Genomic DNA, 18231 nt, shown 5'->3' with positions numbered 1-18231 from the left:
GCACCACGGCGCTCAAGCTCGTCGCCTTCGATGGCGACGGCCGTCCGGTGCGGCAGGCCGAGGCGCGCTACCCCACCCGGGCGACCCCAGGCGGCGGGCAGGAGCAGGACCCCGAAGACTGGTGGACGGCCGTGGTCGCCGCCTGCGCCCAGCTGCCGGCGGTGACACGCGAATCGGTGCGCGCGGTCGCGCTGGTCGGCACGATGGAAAACCTGGTGCCGCTGGATGCCGCCGGCCGCCCGGCCCGCCCGGCGCTGCTGTACAGCGACGGCCGCAGCGCTTCGGTGTTCCCGGCGATCCGCGACCGCCTGCTGGCGGCAGGGGCGGCCGCCGTCCTGGGCAACGCGCCCGGGCCGTTGAGCACGCTGTGCAAGTTCCGCTGGCTGGAGAAGACCGAGCCGGAGGCGGCGCGGCGGATCGCGACCATCCTGCCGGGCGCGAAGGACTATCTGGCGCTGCGCCTGACCGGTGAGATCGTCACCGACCCGGCGGCGGCCACCACCGTCGGGCTGATGGATCTGGCACGGCGCGACTGGTCGGCCACACTGATCGACGCCGTCGGCTTCGACCGGGCCCTGCTGCCGCCGATCCGGCCGGCGGATGCCGTGATCGGCGCGCTGCGGCCCGAGGTGGCTGCGGCGCTGGGCCTGCCGGTCGGCTGCCCCGTCATCAATGGCTGCGGCGATGCGGCGGCCTCGACCATCGGCGCCGCCGGCGATGGCCAGCTGCATGTCTATCTCGGCACCAGCGGCTGGGTGGCGCGCAGCCGGCCGCTCGACCCCGCGGCGCCGCCCCGGTCTTTCACCACCCTGGCGCATCCCCAGGCCGGGTGGGCGATCGAGATCGCGCCGCTGCTGACCGCCGGCGACGCCGCCGGCTGGTTCGGCCGGATCGCCGGCGCCGAGCTGGCGACGCTGGATGCAGAGGCCACGGCGGCCGATGCGGCGCCGCCGGAGACGCTGTTCCTGCCCTATCTCAAGGGCGAGCGGTCGCCCTTCGTCGACTTGGCGCTGCGCGGCGCCCTGCTCGACCTCGACATCACCCAGGGCCGCGGCGCCCTGCATTATGCAGTGCTGGAAGGGGTGGCGCTGGCGCTGCGCAACAACCTCGACGCGATGGCGGCGACGCCGGGGCCGATCCGGCTGACCGGCGGCGGCGGTGCCAGCCGGATCTGGCCGCAGCTAATCGCCGACGCCACCGACCGGTCGGTCGAATGCGTCGACCTGCCGACCGCGACCACGGCCCTGGGGGGCTATCGCATCGCCGCCAAGGCGCTGGGCTGGCCGACGCCGCCGGATGTCGTCGGTGCCGTTCATGCGCCGCGGCGGGACCGGGCGGAGCGGACCGAACGGCGCTTCGCCCGCTTCCGCCGCGCCACCGACGAGGCCCGGCGCCGCGCCGCCGAGGGTTAGACTAGGTTCGGCGCGGCCGGACGGGCCGGTCAGCCGCCGCGGCATGGTCCGGTGGATTGGCGGATCACCAGCTCGGCCGGCAGGGTCACGCTCCGCTCCGCCGGTTCGCGGCCTTCGATCAGGCTGTGCAGCATCATCATCGCCTGCTCGCCCATGGCCAGCCGCGGCTGGCGGATCGTGGTCAACGGCGGATCGAAGGCCTCAGCGAAGGGGATGTCGTCGAAGCCGGCGACCGAGATGTCCTGGGGCACCCGCAGGCCAGCCGCATGGATCGCGCTCAGCACCCCCATGGCGGTCTCGTCATTGGCGACGAAGATCGCGGTCGGCGGCTGCGGCAGGGCCAGCAGCGCCCGCCCGGCGGCCAGGCCGGACGGCACGCGGAAATCGCTGCCGGCGACCAGCTCGTCCCCGGCGGGGAGTCCTGCAGCCTGCAACGCCATGCGCCAGCCTTCGAGCCGCTCGCGGGCGATAGCCTGGTCCTGTGGCCCGGCGACATGAGCGATCCGGCGATGGCCCAGCCCGATCAGGTGGCGGGTCATCGCCGCGGCGGCCCCGCGATTGTCGATCCGGACGATCGGGAAGTCGTGGCCCGGCACCGGCTCCGACGCCAGCACGATCGGCAGCTTCCGGACGGCCGGGTCGTCGAGATCCGGGATCCGGCCGGTCAGCGCGATCAGCCCGTCGGCGCGGCGGGACAGCACCAGGCGCAGATAGTCCCGCTCCTGCACCGGGTCGTCGTCGGTGTTGCCCATCAGCACGTTGAAGCCCAGGCGCCGGGCCGTCCGCTCCACGCCCCGGAAGATCTCGGGGTAGAACGGGTTCACGATGTCGCGCACCACCACCAGGATCGCCCCCGATTGGCGGCGGCGCAGGCTGCGTGCCATCAGGTTCGGGGTGTAGCCGGCCTCGGCCACGGCCCGCAGCACCTGCTCCCGGGTGTCCTCGGCCACCATCGCCGGCTTCATCAGGGTGCGCGAAACGGTGGCGGTGGACACCCCGGCCAGGCGGGCGATGTCCCGGATGGTCAGCGGACCGGAGTCGCGCGGCCGCCTCGTCATGCCATCCCGATCATGCAAAATCCCTCGCGCACCGGCTTGCGGGGGCCCCGGCCCCCGGGGGCAGCGTGCAGGCAAGCCGCCAGCGAGTGCAACGGATTACATGCCTTTGCGGCGTGGCGGCGCGGCTTACGCCTCCACCGTGCCCTTGGCCGCGTTGGCGGCGTCGAGCACGGGGTAGCCGACGGCGGCGATGTGCGAATTGATGCGCTTGGTGTCGCGCAGGATGTCGAGGTGCAGGGCGCTGGTCTCGACGCTTTCCGTGCGGCCTTCGCGCAGCCGGGCGAAATGGGTCTCGGTGGCGTGGCGCTCCAGCTCGCGGAACACCTCCTTCTCGCCGATCAGCTTGGCGGCGGCATGGGCGTCGCTGCTCATGAACACAGCGATGCCGAGCTTGAGGTTGGCCAGTAGCCGGTCGCACATCGCCTGGATCTCCGCCACCCCTTCAGCCGAGAAGTTCAGGTGATAGCGGATCTTCTTCGCCGCCAACTCCAGCAGGTTCTTGTCGATGATGTCGCCGATATGCTCGAGGTTGATGGCGAAGGACAGCACATCGGAATAGCGGCGGCTGGCCTCCTCGTCGAAGCCGTCGCGGCTGATTTTCGTCAGGTACAGCTTGATCGCCCGCAGCAGGCCGTCGACGCCGTCGTCCAGCTTGCTGATCTCGGCGACCCGCCTGCGGTCGCCGGTCCGGAAGGTGTCGATCACGCCGCGCAGCATGGCCTCGACGATGTCGGCCATGCGCAGCGTCTCGCGCGCCGCATTGGCCAGCGCGAGATGCGGATCGGCCAGGGCGCTGTCGTCGAGATGCAGCGGCGTGCCCGGCTCCTGACCGACGGCCGGCCGGTCCGGTAGCAGCCGTTCCAGCAGCCGGGTGGTGGCTGGCAGGGCGATGAAGAAGGGGATCGCCAGGACCAGGTTGAAGGCGGTGTGAAAATTGGCGGCCAGGCGTGTCGGGTCCGGCTCCAGCCGCAGCAGCAGGTCGACGATCGGGTTGGCCAGCGGCAGCGCGATGACGACGCCGATCACGCGGGTCAGCAGGTTGCCGATCGGCAGGCGCCGCGTCGCCGGGCTGCCGGTGCCGGCACCCTCCAGCACCGGGTTGACGGCGCTGCCCAGATTGGCGCCCAGCACCAGGGCGATCACCGCGGCCGGCTGGATCACCCCGGCGCCGGCCAGCGACATGGTCAGCAGCACGACGGCGACCGAGGAATGGGCGGCCCAGGCCAGGACGGCCGCGATCAGCACCCCGAGGATCGGGGCGGAGGCGACGATGCCGAACACCGCGCGCAGGGCCGGCACCTGGGCCGCCGGTTCGATCGCGACCACCAGCAGGTGCAGCGACAGCAGGATCAGGCCCAGGCCGATCCAGACCCGGCCGAGGTCGCGGGCGCGGGTGCCGCCGCTGCGCTTGAAGGCGACGACGCCGACCAGGATCAGGACCGGCGCGATCACCGAGATGTTGAAGGACAGCAGCTGCACGATCAGCGTGGTGCCGACGTTGGCGCCCAGCATCACCGCCAGGGCCGGGGCCAGGCCGATCACGCCGCTGGCGACGAAGGACGTGGCCATCAGCCCGGTGGCGGTGCTGCTTTGCAACGCCGCGGTCACGCCGAGCCCGACCAGGAAGGCGTTCAGGCGATAGCGCAGGCTGCGGCCCAGCACCCGGCGCAGATCGGCGCCGAAGGCGCGGATCACCCCGGTCGACACCATGTGCACGCCCCACAGCAGCAGCGCGACATAGCCGGCCAGGTTCAGCAGGGTCAGGGTGCCGGTCATGGGGTGATCAAGGGCAAGGCGGGTCTCCTGGCGGGATGCGCTGGAACGGCATTCCGAACCCAGGACGATAGGCCCAAGCGAAGCGGTGTTCGAGCTCATATGCGCTGCGGCAGTGGTGCGGCTGCGACAGGGCTACAGGTCGGGCTTGGTCACCATCAGCCACAGGATGCCCAGCACGGCGGCAAAGGCCGGAAAGCCGAAGGCGAACCAGATCCGATAGAACAGGTGATAGGCATCGGGCAGGGGGAGGCCGCGCCGGGCCGCGTCGCGGGCCAGGTTGCGCATCCGCCATTGCAGCCACACCACCGGCAGCCAGAAGGCGCCGGTGACGAGATACAGCAGCAGGCTCAGGCCGATCCAGCCTTCGAACAGCGGATAGCCCGCGATCCGGGCCAGCAGCGCGCCGGTGACCGGCTGCACCACGACGGCGGAGGCGGTAAAGATCGTGTCGGCGATCACCACCACGCCGGCGGTGTGGGCGACCAGTGCGGCATCGCCGGTGCGATGGGCCATCACCATGAAGAAGGCGATGCCGGCGCCGGTGCCGAACAGCACGGTCGCGCCGATGACATGCAGGGTCTTGATCAGGTCGTAACAGTCGATCATCGCTCGTCCAGGATGGCCAGCGCCGCCAGGGCCAGCACGGCGCCCGGCAGGATCTTGACGAAGGGCCCCAGCGGGTCGGCCCACAGATCCGGGCGCAGCAGCGTGCCGCCCAGGAGATAGGCGGCCGAGACCGCGACCATGCCCAGCAGCGCCACATGGGCGCTGCGGCGATGGCAGGCCAGGACAGCCAGGGCCAGGTCGACCAGCGACCCGGCGCCGACCGCGACGCCGGCCAGGCCGGCCGGCAGCCCGGCGTCGCGCAGCACCGAAGCCGCCTGGTCGAAGCGCCAGAGGCCGACCAGGCTGGAGGCCAGCCAGAACAGCACCAGGGCGGCGAAGGCCAGCGGCTTCACGAAGTACAGCCTGGCGAACCAACGCTCCTGCACCCCGGACGGCCAGCCGGCCAGCATCTCGTCCAGCGATCGGGCGCGCAGGCCCAGCCGGCTCTGCCAGGCCTCGCCGTCGCCGGCGATGCCTTGGCGCAGCTGGGCCAGGGCGGTGCTGCGCATCGGGCTGCGCCAACCCAGCCGGGCCAGCCCGTCGCTGATCGCGGCCGTCGCCCGGGCCAGGGCCGCCGGCAGGCGCAGAACGGGCGCCGGCGCCAGCCCGAGCCAGCCGCGCAGCGCCACCAGCAAGTCGGCCAGCCGCACCGGCTGCGGATGCACCAGGTCCAGCGCGATTCGCGCCGGCGCGGCGGGATCGAGGCAGCAGGACACCGCCGCGGCGACGTCCTCGGCCGAGACCAGCTGCACCACGCTGTCGGCATGGACCACGGGAATGACCAGGGGAAAGCCGGCCAGGCCGCGCAGCAGGGCGGTGCCGCCATAGGCGGCCGGCGCCAGCACCAGGCCGGGGCGCAGCACGACCCAGTCGAGGTCGATCTGCGCCAGCGCCGCCTCGGCCGCCTGCTTGGTGGCGTTGAACGCAGTCTCGCGCCCGGCGGCCACCCCGGCGGCCGAGACATGCACCACCCGCCGGATGCCGGCGGCGGCGCAGGCGCGGTACAGCGCCAGGGCGCCGTCCAGATGCACGGCGCGCAGATCGTCGCGCGGGCTGTCTTGCAGGGCGCCGGCGCAATTGACCACGGCGTCGATCCCGGCCAGATGCGGCGCCCAGTCCTCCGGCCGGCGCAGCGCCGCCAGATCGGCCGCGATCCAGCGGGCGTAGGGAAAGCGCCGCGCCGCCGCCCGGATGTCGCGGCCAGCACCCATCACGGCGTGGCCGTCGCGCTGCAGCCGGCTGAGGACATAGCCGCCGATCAGGCCGTAGCCGCCGATGACCAGAACCTGCATCTCTGCCCGAATCCCCCTGCATCCTGTCGGGCAGGATGCAGGGGGCGCGGTGTCAGCCGCAAGGCATGGGTCAGCCCAGCCGGGTCTCGATCACCGTCTTCACCGAATTGGCCAGGAAGCATTCCTCATGCGCGGCGTGGTGCAGCGCCTCTTCCGCCGCCCGGTCGGGGGGAGTGCCGCTGTAGGTCACGCGCGGGTTCAGCACCACGCGGCCCACCCATTCCCGGCCTGCGGCATTCGTCTCCATCACCCCTTCCGCCCGGTCGTCGTAGCGGTCGATGACGAAGCGGCGCTTGGCGGCGATCCACAGGAAACACAGCATGTGGCAGCTCGCCAGCGCCGCGATATAGGCTTCCTCGGGGTCGACCGCCGCCGCATCGGAGAAGGGCAGCGGCACGACCTGGGGCGAGGACGAGCCCGGCACCTCGGCGCCGCCGTCGAAGCGCCAGAGATGCGCCCTGCTGTAGCGGCCGTCGGTGAAGGCGATGTCCGGCGGGCGCTGCCACAGCACCGTCGCTTCGTAATGGCTCATCGGGTCTCTCCTTCTCGCGGATCGGCGGGCGCCGCGGCAGCCCGCAGATGATCGGATAGTGCGGTCACGGCCGCCGTTCCGTCGCCGGCGCGGCAGGCGGCCAGGATCGCCTCGTGCTGCATGGCCATGGCGGCGCGGAAGGCCGAGCCGCGGGGCTGCACCGTGTAGGCGCGGCGGCCCTCGCGCCGCAGCCCGTCGATCAGGCGCAGCAGCCTGGCATTGCCGCAGGCGGCGTACAGCGCGGCGTGGAAGGCGACGTCCAGCTCCTCGATCGCCGCCGGCTCCTCCTCCTCGGCCAGATCTTCGGCCAGGCGGGTCGCGCGGCGCAGGGCCTTCGCGTCCAGCCGGGGCAGGGACAGGCGCAGGGCCTCGCCCTCGACCAGGATGCGTAGCGCCGCCAGCTCGCGGCCTTCCTCGTCCGACAGGCCGGCGACGGCCAGGCTGCGGTCGGGCCGGCGCAGCACCAGCCCCTCCGCCAGCAGCCGGTCCAGCGCCTGGCGGACCGGCTGCCGGCTGACGCCGAACCGTTCCGCCAGCTCCTCCTGCCGCAGCACCGCATCCGGCGGCAGCGCCCGCGTCTCGATGTCGTGCCGCAGCGTGTCGGCGATCAAGTTTGGATCCATGGATCCAAAGTATGCGATCAAAGGGGTGGCGTAAACCGGTTTCATCGCGCACCGCGCCGATCGGGCTGGGGCGTGTGCTAGGCTGAAACTATCAGCGGGTCTATCGAAGCGGGGACATGTGAAGGCGAGCGAGCTTGAAGATGCGGCCGGGGCCGCGATCGGATCGGTCCGGGTGACCGCGACCTATGAGCTTGTCGTCGAACAGATCCGCCGCGCCATCTTCCTCGGGCGCTTCCTGCCCGGCGACAAGCTGCCGGCCGAACGGGACCTGGCCAGCCAGATGGTCGTCTCGCGCACCACGATCCGCGAGGCCATCCGGGTGCTCGAGGGCGAAGGGCTGGTCACGGTCAGGCGCGGTGCGGCCGGCGGGCTGGTGGTGCTGGAACAGGGGCGGCCGAGCCGGGCGGAGATCGAGGCCTACATGGCCGGCCAAGGCGACCGGATCGACCATATCCTCGACTACCGGATCGCCAATGAATGTGCCGCGGCGGCCCTGGCCGCGTCCCGCCGCACGGATCGCCATCTGGCGCGCCTGGCCGCGGCGCTGGTGGAGATGACGGCGATCTGCGCCACGCCGGAGGCCCGGGCGCTGACGGCGAATGTCGGACGCTTCCTTGCCCTCGATGCCGAATTCCACCTGACCATCGGCCAGGCGTCGATGAACCCCTTTCTGTCGCAGGCGGTCGAGGACACGCGCGCGGCGATGTACATGCCGATCGGCAAGGTCTTCGCCGATGTCGAGGCGAACGCCAACGATCAGCACGCCGCCATCCTCGCGGCTATCGCCGATCGGGACGCCGCCGCCGCCGCGTCCTGGATGAAGACCCATATCGAAGAAACGCGGGCGGGGCTGCACCGCCTGCTGCCGCGCCCACGACGGGCTGGCGCCCGGAAGGCATGACCATCGCCGCGCCCGATTGACATTGGTTCATTGGTCTAATTAGCATACCAATGTCATCGATCTGAGGCGGCACGAAGCCGCTCAGTCATCCGGGAGGCTTTTCATGCACCATGCTCGCGCTGGGTTGCGCGCGGTTGCCCTTGTCTTCACCTCCACCCTCATCCCCCTGGCATCTCTCCATGCCGCCTCGCCGGCGCCGGTGGAGGCCGAGCATGGCATGGTGGTCACCGCCCAGCATCTGGCCTCGCAGGTCGGGGTCGATGTGCTGAAGCGTGGCGGCAATGCCGTCGATGCGGCGGTCGCCGTCGGCTATGCCCTGGCCGTGGTTTGGCCTGAGGCCGGCAACATCGGCGGCGGCGGCTTCATGACCATCCGCACCAAGGACGGCAAGTCGACCTTCATCGATTTCCGCGAGCATGCGCCGCTGGCCGCGACCAAGACGATGTATCTCGACGCCGCCGGCAACCCGGTGAAGGGCGCCAGCACCGATGGTTACCTCGCCGTCGGCGTGCCGGGGTCGGTCGCCGGCTTCGAATATGCGCGGGAGAAGTATGGCACCCAGTCGCGCCAAGATCTGCTGGCGCCGGCCATCCGCTTCGCCCGTGAGGGCTATGTGTTGGACCAGGGCGACGCCGCCTCGTTCAAGGAGAACGCATCCTGGCTGGCGCGGGACCCGGCCGCCACGTCGATCTTCCTGAAGCCGGACGGCAAGCCCTACGGCATCGGTGAGACGCTGAAGCAGCCCGACCTCGCCGCGGCGCTCTCCGCCATCTCGGACAAGGGGCCGGACGCCTTCTACAAGGGCGCGGTCGCCGACGCCATCGTGCAGGGCAGCAGCGCCAAGGGCGGCATCCTGGCCAAGGCGGATTTCGAACAATACAAGGTCCGCGAACTCAAGCCCGTCACCTGCAACTATCGTGGCTATGAGATCGTGTCGTCGCCGCCGCCCAGCTCCGGCGGCGTCATCATCTGCGAAATCCTCAACGTGCTCGAAGGCTATCCGCTGTCCTATCTCGGCTCCGCTTCGGCCGACACGGTGCATGTGATGGTCGAGGCGATGCGCTACGCCTATGTCGACCGCAACCTGGCCTTGGGCGACCCGGATTTCGTCCAGAACCCGATCGACCACCTGCTGGACAAGGCCTATGCCGCCGAAATCCGCGCCAAGATCGACCCGTACCGGGCCGGCGTGTCGCAGGCGCTGATGCCCAAGGGCTTCGGCGAGAGCCACGAGACCACGCATTATTCGATCATCGACAATGACGGCAACGCGGTCGCCGTGACCTACACGCTGAACGGGTCGTTCGGCACCGGCGTCGTCGCCCCCGGCACCGGCATCCTGCTGAACAACGAGATGGACGATTTCACGTCCAAGCCGGGCGTGCCCAACCTGTATGGCCTGATCCAGGGCGAAGCGAACGCAGTCCAGCCGAAGAAGGCGCCGCTGTCGTCGATGAGCCCGACCATCATCTCCAAGGACGGCAAGCCGTTCATGGTGATCGGCAGCCCCGGCGGGTCGCGCATCATCACCATCACGCTGGAGGCGATCCTGAACGTGATCGACCACGGCATGAACATCCAGGAGGCGATCGACGCGCCGCGCATCCACCACCAGTGGCTGCCCGACGTGGTCACCGTCGAACCGCACGCCCTGTCGCCGGACACGGAAAAGCTGCTGGCCGGCATGGGCTACAAGGTCCAGGGCGATCCGGACTGGTCGATCTGGGGCACCGCCGCGGGCATCCTGGTCGGCGGCAAGAGCCTGGAGGAGATCGAGAAGGGTGGCGGCGCCCGCTACAACGGCGCCATCGACAGCCGCTCGGGCTCGGGGGAAGCGCTCGGCTACTGACATGCGGGCCACTCGGCTCCATGATCGGAAGGGGCGCCTCGGGATCCGGGGCGCCCTTTTCATCTTCTCGCGGACTCGACGATGGCAGCGCACGACCCGAAGACGATCGCCGAGGGCATCACCATCGGCCCTGACGGCGTGCCGCGCTGTTCCTGGCATTTCGCCATGCCGGACCACCCCGACTACCACGACCAGGAATGGGGCCGGCCGGTCGGGGACGACCAGCGCCTGTTCGAGAAGATCTGCCTCGAAGGCTTCCAGTCCGGCCTGTCCTGGCTGACCATCCTGCGCAAGCGCGAGGCCTTCCGCGAGGCCTTCGCCGATTTCGAGATCGATCGGGTCGCCGGCTTCACTGACGCTGATGTCGACCGGCTGCTCGGCAACCCGGGCATCATCCGCAACCGGGCCAAGATCCAGTCGACGATCAACAACGCCCGGCGGGCCCGTGAGCTGATCCGGGACGCCGGCTCGCTCGGCGGCTGGCTCTGGGCGTTCGAGCCGGGGCCGGAGGAGCGGCCGGCGTTGATGGATCTCGCCTATTGGCGCGCAAACCCGACCAGCCCGGCCTCGATCCGCCTGTCGAAGGCCTTGAAGCAGCGCGGCTGGACCTTCGTCGGCCCGACCACGATCTACGCCCTCATGCAGGCGATGGGACTGGTGAACGACCATCTGGACGGCTGCGCCTGCCGGCCGCGCATCGAGGCGGCGCGCAACAGCTTCGTCCGGCCCGTCTAGATCGGGCCGTTTCTGGCTTGCCGCAGGGCCCGGCATCCGCGGACCAAGGGCGGGACATCAGACGGCGCCGGATCCAAGCAGCGTGGATGCGATGATGATCGCGAGGACCAGCGCGGCGACAAGCGCGAAAGCGAGATCGCGGCTGAACAGGAACCACACTCCCATCATGGCGACGCGCAGGGCCGGAAGCACGATCAGCAGGACGATCCCGGCCGAGACGAAATGCGCACCCTCCAACCGCGCGCCCGCCCCTGAAGCCGACAGGCTCATCCCTACGGCGATGAGCCCGCACGACGCCCAGGATCCAGCGCCCAGGAGCCATGCCAGGCGGCGGTTCAGGCGATCGGCGGCTCCGGGGGAAGACACCGTCATCCGCCCACCCCGGCATGAACTCCGACCGCGGCAAGGGACATCTGGACCGCCAGGCCAAGCAGGACGGCCACGAAGACCAGGCGAAGCCTGTCGGCCGAAACGTGCATCAGCAGGCGTGCGCCCAGCAGCGCGCCGGCGACGGAACCCAAGGCGACCGGGCCCGCGACATCGGGCAGGATCGCGCCCCGCATGAAGTAGGCGCCGGCGCTTGCCGCCGCCGTCACGCCGATCATGAAATTCGATGTCGCCGACGAGACCTTGATCGGCAGGCGCAGCGCCGTGTCCATGGCCGGGATCTTCAGGACGCCGCTGCCGATGCCGAGAAGCGCGGAGAGGAGGCCGGCCCCGTACATGAGCCCGAGGCCTGCCGGCAGGCGATCCACCCGATAGGCGACATCACGGCCGAGGGTGCGGTCCGTGTACACAGCGTCGAGCCGGCGCGCCCAGTCTTGGGCCGGATTCCCATCGGCGATGACGACGGTGCGGCGGCGGCGCATCTGCCAGGCGGAAACCAGGAGGACGATGGCAAATATCGCGTAGAGAGCCGGAACGGGAACCGTTCCGGACAGCAGCACGCCGCATGCCGCCCCGAACGTGGTCGCCGTTTCCAGCACGATGGCGAGCCGCACATTCGTCAGGCGCTCCCTGAGGAATGGTGCGGCGCTTCCACAGGAACAGGCGATGACGGAGACGAGGCTGGCGCCGATGGCGACATGGATGTCCACACCCACGATCATCGTCAGGAGCGGCACGATGAAGATGCCGCTGGCCATGCCGAGCGCCCCGCCCAGAGCACTCGCGCCGACAGAGAGGCAAAACAGCCCAAGGGGCGATGCCAGCAGCATGTCAGCCGCGTTCCGGACTGCGAGGCGGGCGGCGCCGGGCCAGCCGCGTCTTGAAGCGGATATGGTCGCCGCGATAGTGCAGTCTCTCGTAATCGACCGGGCGATGGCCCAGCGTGTACGACGTCCGCTCGATCAGAAAGATCGGGCTGCCGGCGGGAATCTCCAGCGCCGCTGCGATGACGGGATCGGCGGCGGTGGCTTCCAGCTCGTATTCGGCCTCGACCAGCGGCGTATCGTATCGCTCCTCCAGCAGGGTGAAGATCGGCTCGGTTGCAAGGTCGTCGGCCATGATCTTGCGACCGACATCCTCCGGCAAATAGGTCTCGTCGAAGGAAAGTGGCACACCGTCCGAGAGGCGGATGCGCCGAATCTGCACCACCGGCGTTCCCGCCGCGATCGCAAGCTTGTCCGCGACCAGACGGTCGGCTGGGACAATGTCCCGACTGACCACACGGGCCGTCGGGATGCGGCCCAGCACCCGCATGTCCTCCACGAAGCCGGTCAGCTCCGTGAGTTCCTGGGTCATCCTGGGCGAGGCCACGAATGTTCCCCGCCCGCGCCTGATCTCGACGAGGCCCTGGCGCACCAGGTTCTGGATCGTCGTCCGGATCGTCGTTCGACTGACAGCGAACTCGCGGATCAGTTCCTCTTCCGACGGGAGTTGCGTCCCGACAGGCAGGGCGCCGCTGGAAATGCGGTCCGCGAGAGCATCCTCGACCTGGGCGTAGAGCGGCAGCCGCGTGGAATGGCTTTCAGGCATGATGAATTGTCGCCCCTCTACAGTATCAGCAAGAGCCGGACTTCAGTTCGACCGAAGGGGAATGACTTTCTTCGGAAGGGACGCCAGGAACAGGACGACGCAAACACAAAGCAGGACGATGTCCTTGTACAGAAATTCTCCAGTGAGATTCCAGGCGATCGGGTCCGTGGACAGGCTCCATCTGACGACCCCGGGCGTCGAGAAGAAAAACGACCATGTGATGGCGAACGTACCGATGCCGATCAGCGAGCCGAGCGCCGACAGGATGGGGACAAACGCTCCCAGAGCGAGCAGGCCGGCTGTGGCCAGCTCGATGGTGCCGAGGAGATAGGCCTCGCCTCTGATCCCGAAGATCTGCAGCCACGATACAAACGGGCTGTTGGCGATATAGACCGCGATTCCTTGGGCCGATTCAGGCGTGAATTTCTGAATCCCGAATGAAATGAAGATCAGAACCATCGCCCATCGGAGGATGGCGAGCATCCGGTACGAACCATTGCCTTTCTCGGCAATATGGAAGTCTTCGAGCATGATCTGCTTTCCATCGCTGTTGTCGGGCGGCCTGGTGAGGTGCGTGTGGACGCTGCTCTTCCCTCCGGACGCCGACGAACCTTGCTGTGCGGGGATCTGACCCCCGGTCGGATCCGGGCCATTGCCCTGGGTGAGGCTCTCAAGCACCAAGAGACATCATGACGTCATGATGTCTCTTGGTCAACTCTCTCCGAAGGGGCTTAAAAATTCACTTGATCGAGACGTCGCGATGGTCGCTAATACGAATTACTAATACGTAGTTGGAAGAAGACCAATGGACGCCCCGCGAACCAGGCGTGTGACCCAGCGCGATGTCGCCCGGCAGGCCGGCGTGTCCCAGACCACCGTCTCGATGGTGCTGAAGGGCGGGGCCGAGAGTTCAATTCCGGCGGAGACGCTGGACCGGGTGCAGCAGGCGATGCGGGACCTGGGCTATGTCCCCAACCGCTGGGCCCAGGCGCTGAAGACCAACCGGACCATGACGATCGCCTGCGTCGTCCCCGACATCGCCAACCCGTTCTACCCGTCGCTGCTGCGCGGCCTGCATGCGGTTGCCGACGATGCGGGCTATGATGTCATCACCATCAACACCGAAGGCGCCGCGGACCGGGAACAGCGCTTCATCCAATGGAGCCTGCAGGGCCGGGTCGACGGTGTGGTCGGCGTCTTCTTCACGCTCCGCGCCCAGGATTTCAAGCCGCTGACCGATGCCGATATCGGCGTCGTCCGCATCGAATCCCGGCCCAAGACCGGCGGCTGGATCCCGGTCGACAACCTCTATGTCGACAACACCGCGGCGGCGGCCGAGGTGACGCGCTACCTCGTCGGGCGGGGCCATCGCCGCATCGCCATGATCACCGGCATCGGCGGGCCGCAGGATGGCCGTCGGCATGGTTATGAATCCGCGCTGGTGGCGGCCGGCTTCACGCCGATGATCGTGGCCGACCCGGAATTCAGCGAGGAGGGCGGCCAGCGCGCCGCCGCCAAGCTGCTGGCGCTGTCGGAACGTCCCGACGCGATCTTCGCGGCCAATGACATGATGGCGATCGGGGCGATGACGGCGGCGCGCGAGGCGGGCCTGTCCATCCCCGGCGACATCGCCATCGCCGGGTTCGACGACATTTTCGCCGCGAGGCTGGTCACCCCGGCGCTCACCACCGTGTCGCAGTTCCAATACGATCTGGGCTCGACCGCGGCGGAGGTGCTGCTGGAACGCCTGCAGCGCGGCAATGCCAGCCCCGGGATCAGCCGGGAAATGCCCTATCGCCTGATCGAACGAGCCTCGGCCTGACAACGAGCCGAACACCAGCACCAAGGGAGGTCGACATGTCGTGCCTGAAGCATCTCGCGATCGCCGCCGGTCTTGCCGCGGCTGTCCTGGCCGCGCCGCAGGCCGGCGCCCAGGACAAGAAGCCGATCACCTGGTGGTATGAGACCGCGTCGCCGGAAAACCAGCAGAACCTGCAGACCATCCTGGTCGACCCGTTCAACGCGGCCCATCCGGACCAGAGCCTGTCGATCGATTTTCGCGGCAGCGAACTGGACAAGCAGCTGCGCATCGCCCTGTTGTCCGGTTCCGGCCCCGATATCGTCTACACCGCGGGCCCCAGCTACGTCGCCGGGATGGCGCGGGCCGGCCAGCTGCTGCCGCTCGACGACTACGCCGCGAAGCTGGGCTGGAACGACCGCATCCTGCCGATCTTCCTCGAATTCGGTAAATACGATGGCAAGCTGTACGCCCTGCCGAAAACCTATGAAACGCTGGGCCTCTTCTACAACAAGACCCTGTTCGACCAGAATGGCTGGCAGCCACCGAAGACGATCCCGGAGCTGGAGGCGCTGGCCGAGAAGATGAAGGCCAAGGGGATCGTGCCCTTCGGCGCCGGCAATGCCGACTGGCGCCCGGCCAACGAGCATTTCGTCTCGATCGTCCTGAATTCGATCGCCGGCCCGGACAATGTCTACAAGGCCTTGAACGGCGAGATTCCCTGGACGGCGGAGCCCTTCGTCAAGGCGATCGATACCCTCAACAAATGGTGGCAGGCCGGCTATTTCGGCCCGAATTATTTCTCGCTGACCCTCGAGCAGGCCTTCGCACAGGTCGCCACCGGCCAGGCCGGCATGGCCGCGTCCGGCACCTGGAGCTTCGCGAACATCCCCACCTATTTCCCGGCCAACCATGCCGAGCCGGCCTTCGCCGGCTTCCCCAGCGGCGAGGGCGTGCCCTATCCGGTCTATGCGCTCGGCGTCGGTTCGACCTTCTCGATCTCAACGACCGCGCAGAACCCGGACGGCGCCGCGGCGGTCATCGACACCGTGTTCAGCGACAAGTTCTACGGTGAGATGAACTCGGCCTGGCCGGGTGAATGGAACACGCCGCTGAAAGACCTGTCCAAGGTGACGATGGGTGACGGCGTGCTGCCGCTCTACACCCAGACCATGAAGGATCTCGGGACGGCGGTCGCCGCCGGCCAGTACGGCTACACCACCTGGACCTTCCTGCCGCCGGCGACCGACACCTATGTGGTCAGCGGTATGGAGGAGGTCTGGCTGGGCAAGATCACCACCGCCCAGTTCCTGGAGACGCTCGACACGACCTTCAAGCAGGAGAAGGCGGAGGGCAAGGTCCCGGCCATCCCCAAGCGCTGAGGCGCAGCCCCCGTTTCGCACACCGACGCCGCGCCCCGTATCCGGAGGCCACCATGTGGCTCTTTCTCGTGCCGACCCTGGCGATCAATGTCGTGATCATCCTGGTGCCGGCGCTGCTGACCATCGCCCTGGCCTTCTTCCGCTGGGATGGCATCACGGCGCCGGTCTTCATCGGCCTCGGCAATTTCGAAGCCCTGGCCAATGACGGGGTGTTCTGGACCGCGCTGCAGAACAACCTGATCTGGACCGCGATCTTCCTGGTGGTGCCGATCGCCATGGGGCTGCTGGCCGCCACCATGCTGCTGGTGGCCCGGCGCGGCAGCACGTTCTTCCAGGTGATCTACTTCCTGCCGGTCATCATCGCCACGGCGATAACGGCCCGGGTCTGGCAGGGCATGATCTACAGCCCGGTCACCGCCGTGTACGGCCTGCTGCAGAAGACCGGGCTGCCGCTGACCAACCCGCTGTCGCAGCCGTCGCGGGCGCTGTTCGGCGTGGCGACGGTCGACCTGTGGCACTGGTGGGGCTTCCTCTGCGTCATCTTCTTCGCCGCCTTGCGGCAGGTGCCGCAGGAGCAGATCGAGGCGGCGCGGATCGAAGGCGCCAAGTTCTTCCAGATGATGCGCTATGTGCTGCTGCCGGCGATCCGCCCGACCATCACGCTGATGATGATCATGACGGTGATCTGGTCGTTCCTCGTCTTCGACTTCGTCTACATCCTGACCCAGAGCGGCCCGGCCTTCTCCAGCGAAGTCCTGTCGACGCTGGCCTACCGCAAGGCCTTCTACGACCTGAATGTCGGTCAGGCGGCCGCGGCGGCGCTGGTGATCAGCCTGTTCGGCCTGGTCGCCACCTACTTCTACATCCGCCTGCAGGCGCAGGAGCAGGCGTCATGAAGCTGGTCGAAAGCCGGTCGACCCTTACGATCAGCTACATCGTGCTCGGCATCGGCGCCTTCACCGCGCTGTTCCCGATCGCGCTCCTGATCCTGAACGCCCTGAAATCGGCGCCGGAGATCGTGCTGAACCCGCTGGCGCTGCCGCATACGATCCGCTGGGACAATTTCACCCGGGCCTGGAAGGATGCGCGGTTCAGCCAGAGCTTCCTCAATTCGGCGCTGCTGACCGGCCTGACCATCATCCTGGTCTGCACCACCGGCTCGGCCGCCGCCTATGCGCTGGCGCGGAAGAAGATCAAGCAGTGGAAGGTGGTCACCTTCTATCTCCTGGCCACCACCACGGCGCCGATCCAGCTGTTCCTGTTCCCGCTGTATTTCGGCTTCGCCAAGCTCGGCCTGATCAACAACGTCTTCGCCGTGTCCCTGGTCTACACCGCGATCTACAGCCCCTTCGCGATCATGCTGCTGCGCACCTATTTCGCCGCCGTGCCGCATGAGATCGAAGAGGCGGCGATGATCGACGGCGCCTCGCACTGGCAGGTGTTCCGGCGGGTGATGTTGCCGATCGTCTCGCCCGGCATCCTGACCGTGGCGCTGATCATCGGCCTGTATTCCTGGAACGAATTCCTGATCGCCACGACCTTCCTGCAACGCCAGGACAAGCTGACGGCCGTGGTCTCCTTCTTCCTGCTGTCGGGCCAGTACAGCTCGGATTGGGGGGAGATCATGGCGGCGGCGCTGCTGATCGTGCTGCCGATCGTCATCCTCTTCGTCGCGCTGCAGCGCCGCTTCATCGACGGCATCGCCGGCGGCTCGGTCAAAGGCTGAGCCCCGTGTCCACCCCCAAACCGGAAGAGCATCCCATGAGTTCCGCCGCCCTCCCGAACGACTACCTCGAGCGCGTCTATGCCGGCGTGCTGGGCAAGCTGGTCGGCGTCTATGTCGGCCGCCCCTTCGAGGGCTGGACCTACCAGAAGATCATGCAGGAGCTGGGGCCGATCGAATACTACGTCCACGACCGGCTGGGCGTGCCCCTGGTCGTGACCGACGACGACGTCGCCGGCACCTTCACCTTCGTCCGCGCGCTGGAGGATTACGGCATCGGGCCGGACCTGAAGGCCGAAGACATCGGCAAGGCCTGGCTGAACTATCTCGTCGAACACCGCACAGTGCTGTGGTGGGGCGGCAACGGCAATTCCACCGAACACACCGCCTGGCTGAACCTGAAGCGCGGCGTCGCCGCCCCGGCCAGCGGCTCGATCGCGGTGAACGGCACCACGGTGGCCGAACAGATCGGCGCGCAGATCTTCATCGATGGCTGGGCGATGGTGGCGCCGGGCCAGCCGGATCTCGCCGCCAGGCTGGCGGAACAGGCGGGCCTGGTCAGCCATG

At 68.6% G+C, this 18231-nt stretch carries 19 protein-coding genes; 9 read left to right on the top strand and 10 right to left on the bottom strand.

Annotated features, from left to right (window positions below):
• Nucleotides 1–1412 (top strand): xylulokinase (locus AC3XYG_RS26000; protein WP_489142775.1); only part of this gene is annotated, 1412 nt, incomplete at its 5' end.
• Between the two features lie 29 nt (nucleotides 1413–1441).
• Here AC3XYG_RS26000 and AC3XYG_RS25995 read toward each other — a convergent pair.
• From AC3XYG_RS25995 to AC3XYG_RS25970, 6 genes are all read right to left on the bottom strand, one after another.
• A complete protein-coding gene (locus AC3XYG_RS25995; RefSeq protein WP_489142774.1) occupies nucleotides 1442–2470 on the bottom strand; it encodes a LacI family DNA-binding transcriptional regulator in 1029 nt (342 codons plus the stop codon).
• Nucleotides 2471–2596: 126 nt separating this feature from the next.
• Nucleotides 2597–4246 carry a Na/Pi cotransporter family protein gene (locus tag AC3XYG_RS25990; protein ID WP_489142773.1) on the bottom strand — a complete coding sequence of 550 codons (1650 nt, stop codon included), beginning with the start codon at nucleotides 4244–4246 and terminating at the stop codon, nucleotides 2597–2599.
• Between the two features lie 132 nt (nucleotides 4247–4378).
• Nucleotides 4379–4852: a DUF2269 family protein gene (locus AC3XYG_RS25985; RefSeq protein ID WP_489142772.1), complete on the bottom strand. Its 474-nt coding sequence runs from the start codon at nucleotides 4850–4852 to the stop codon at nucleotides 4379–4381.
• Nucleotides 4849–6144, bottom strand: coding sequence for an SDR family oxidoreductase (locus tag AC3XYG_RS25980; RefSeq protein WP_489142771.1), 1296 nt, complete (start codon nucleotides 6142–6144; stop codon nucleotides 4849–4851). Before AC3XYG_RS25980 ends, AC3XYG_RS25985 begins: the two co-directional genes overlap by 4 nt.
• A gap of 70 nt (nucleotides 6145–6214) precedes the next feature.
• Nucleotides 6215–6676 carry an OsmC family protein gene (locus AC3XYG_RS25975; RefSeq protein WP_489142770.1) on the bottom strand — a complete coding sequence of 154 codons (462 nt, stop codon included), beginning with the start codon at nucleotides 6674–6676 and terminating at the stop codon, nucleotides 6215–6217.
• Nucleotides 6673–7287, bottom strand: a complete 615-nt coding sequence (locus AC3XYG_RS25970; protein WP_489142769.1) for a GntR family transcriptional regulator — start codon at nucleotides 7285–7287, stop codon at nucleotides 6673–6675. Before AC3XYG_RS25970 ends, AC3XYG_RS25975 begins: the two co-directional genes overlap by 4 nt.
• Before the next feature lie 184 nt (nucleotides 7288–7471).
• Between AC3XYG_RS25970 and AC3XYG_RS25965 the strand changes: the two genes are divergently transcribed.
• From AC3XYG_RS25965 to AC3XYG_RS25955, 3 genes are all read left to right on the top strand, one after another.
• Entirely contained in the window at nucleotides 7472–8200 is a 729-nt protein-coding gene (locus AC3XYG_RS25965) for a FadR/GntR family transcriptional regulator (protein WP_489142768.1), read from the top strand.
• A 103-nt stretch (nucleotides 8201–8303) separates the two neighbouring features.
• Nucleotides 8304–10049: a gamma-glutamyltransferase gene (ggt, locus tag AC3XYG_RS25960; RefSeq protein ID WP_489142767.1), complete on the top strand. Its 1746-nt coding sequence runs from the start codon at nucleotides 8304–8306 to the stop codon at nucleotides 10047–10049.
• Between the two features lie 81 nt (nucleotides 10050–10130).
• Nucleotides 10131–10784 (top strand): DNA-3-methyladenine glycosylase I, encoded by a 654-nt coding sequence (locus AC3XYG_RS25955; protein WP_489142766.1) that lies wholly within the window; start codon nucleotides 10131–10133, stop codon nucleotides 10782–10784.
• 57 nt (nucleotides 10785–10841) lie between these two features.
• Here the strand turns inward: AC3XYG_RS25955 and AC3XYG_RS25950 are convergent, their stop codons facing one another.
• From AC3XYG_RS25950 to AC3XYG_RS25935, 4 genes are read right to left on the bottom strand one after another with little or no spacing between them, the layout of a single operon-like run.
• On the bottom strand, nucleotides 10842–11156 hold the full coding sequence (locus AC3XYG_RS25950) for a DUF1634 domain-containing protein (protein ID WP_489142765.1): 315 nt from the start codon (nucleotides 11154–11156) through the stop codon (nucleotides 10842–10844).
• Nucleotides 11153–12001 carry a sulfite exporter TauE/SafE family protein gene (locus AC3XYG_RS25945; RefSeq protein ID WP_489142764.1) on the bottom strand — a complete coding sequence of 283 codons (849 nt, stop codon included), beginning with the start codon at nucleotides 11999–12001 and terminating at the stop codon, nucleotides 11153–11155. Before AC3XYG_RS25945 ends, AC3XYG_RS25950 begins: the two co-directional genes overlap by 4 nt.
• A 1-nt stretch (nucleotide 12002) precedes the next feature.
• On the bottom strand, nucleotides 12003–12761 hold the full coding sequence (locus AC3XYG_RS25940; protein WP_489142763.1) for a GntR family transcriptional regulator: 759 nt from the start codon (nucleotides 12759–12761) through the stop codon (nucleotides 12003–12005).
• A 42-nt stretch (nucleotides 12762–12803) separates the two neighbouring features.
• Complete coding sequence (locus AC3XYG_RS25935; RefSeq protein WP_489142762.1) at nucleotides 12804–13439, bottom strand: YkgB family protein; 636 nt, start codon at nucleotides 13437–13439, stop codon at nucleotides 12804–12806.
• A gap of 127 nt (nucleotides 13440–13566) precedes the next feature.
• Here AC3XYG_RS25935 and AC3XYG_RS25930 point away from each other — a divergent pair, with 127 nt between their 5' ends.
• From AC3XYG_RS25930 to AC3XYG_RS25910, 5 genes are all read left to right on the top strand, one after another.
• Nucleotides 13567–14583 (top strand): LacI family DNA-binding transcriptional regulator, encoded by a 1017-nt coding sequence (locus tag AC3XYG_RS25930; protein WP_489142761.1) that lies wholly within the window; start codon nucleotides 13567–13569, stop codon nucleotides 14581–14583.
• Between the two features lie 35 nt (nucleotides 14584–14618).
• On the top strand, nucleotides 14619–15941 hold the full coding sequence (locus AC3XYG_RS25925) for an ABC transporter substrate-binding protein (RefSeq protein ID WP_489142760.1): 1323 nt from the start codon (nucleotides 14619–14621) through the stop codon (nucleotides 15939–15941).
• 53 nt (nucleotides 15942–15994) lie between these two features.
• Entirely contained in the window at nucleotides 15995–16837 is an 843-nt protein-coding gene (locus tag AC3XYG_RS25920; protein ID WP_489142759.1) for a carbohydrate ABC transporter permease, read from the top strand.
• The gene (locus AC3XYG_RS25915; protein ID WP_489142758.1) at nucleotides 16834–17667 is read left to right on the top strand and encodes a carbohydrate ABC transporter permease; all 834 of its coding nucleotides are present in this window, start codon (nucleotides 16834–16836) and stop codon (nucleotides 17665–17667) included. Before AC3XYG_RS25920 ends, AC3XYG_RS25915 begins: the two co-directional genes overlap by 4 nt.
• A 35-nt stretch (nucleotides 17668–17702) precedes the next feature.
• On the top strand, nucleotides 17703–18231 hold a 529-nt coding region (locus tag AC3XYG_RS25910), incomplete at its 3' end, for an ADP-ribosylglycohydrolase family protein (protein ID WP_489142757.1).

The sequence above is a fragment of the Inquilinus sp. genome, assembly GCF_057815775.1.
The sequence above is the reverse complement of the archived record's forward strand: the minus strand, read 5'-3'. Positions and strand labels throughout refer to the sequence as shown.

Coding starts and splice junctions, on each gene's coding strand:
- ggt (WP_489142767.1), top strand. CDS start 8,304: ATGCACCATGCTCGCGCTGGGTTGCGCGCGGTTGCCCTTGTCTTCACC.
- AC3XYG_RS25945 (WP_489142764.1), bottom strand. CDS start 12,001: ATGCTGCTGGCATCGCCCCTTGGGCTGTTTTGCCTCTCTGTCGGCGCG.
- AC3XYG_RS25915 (WP_489142758.1), top strand. CDS start 16,834: ATGAAGCTGGTCGAAAGCCGGTCGACCCTTACGATCAGCTACATCGTG.
- AC3XYG_RS25930 (WP_489142761.1), top strand. CDS start 13,567: ATGGACGCCCCGCGAACCAGGCGTGTGACCCAGCGCGATGTCGCCCGG.
- AC3XYG_RS25975 (WP_489142770.1), bottom strand. CDS start 6,676: ATGAGCCATTACGAAGCGACGGTGCTGTGGCAGCGCCCGCCGGACATC.
- AC3XYG_RS25955 (WP_489142766.1), top strand. CDS start 10,131: ATGGCAGCGCACGACCCGAAGACGATCGCCGAGGGCATCACCATCGGC.
- AC3XYG_RS25990 (WP_489142773.1), bottom strand. CDS start 4,246: ATGACCGGCACCCTGACCCTGCTGAACCTGGCCGGCTATGTCGCGCTG.
- AC3XYG_RS25980 (WP_489142771.1), bottom strand. CDS start 6,144: ATGCAGGTTCTGGTCATCGGCGGCTACGGCCTGATCGGCGGCTATGTC.
- AC3XYG_RS25920 (WP_489142759.1), top strand. CDS start 15,995: ATGTGGCTCTTTCTCGTGCCGACCCTGGCGATCAATGTCGTGATCATC.
- AC3XYG_RS25925 (WP_489142760.1), top strand. CDS start 14,619: ATGTCGTGCCTGAAGCATCTCGCGATCGCCGCCGGTCTTGCCGCGGCT.
- AC3XYG_RS25995 (WP_489142774.1), bottom strand. CDS start 2,470: ATGACGAGGCGGCCGCGCGACTCCGGTCCGCTGACCATCCGGGACATC.
- AC3XYG_RS25940 (WP_489142763.1), bottom strand. CDS start 12,761: ATGCCTGAAAGCCATTCCACGCGGCTGCCGCTCTACGCCCAGGTCGAG.
- AC3XYG_RS25950 (WP_489142765.1), bottom strand. CDS start 11,156: ATGACGGTGTCTTCCCCCGGAGCCGCCGATCGCCTGAACCGCCGCCTG.
- AC3XYG_RS25985 (WP_489142772.1), bottom strand. CDS start 4,852: ATGATCGACTGTTACGACCTGATCAAGACCCTGCATGTCATCGGCGCG.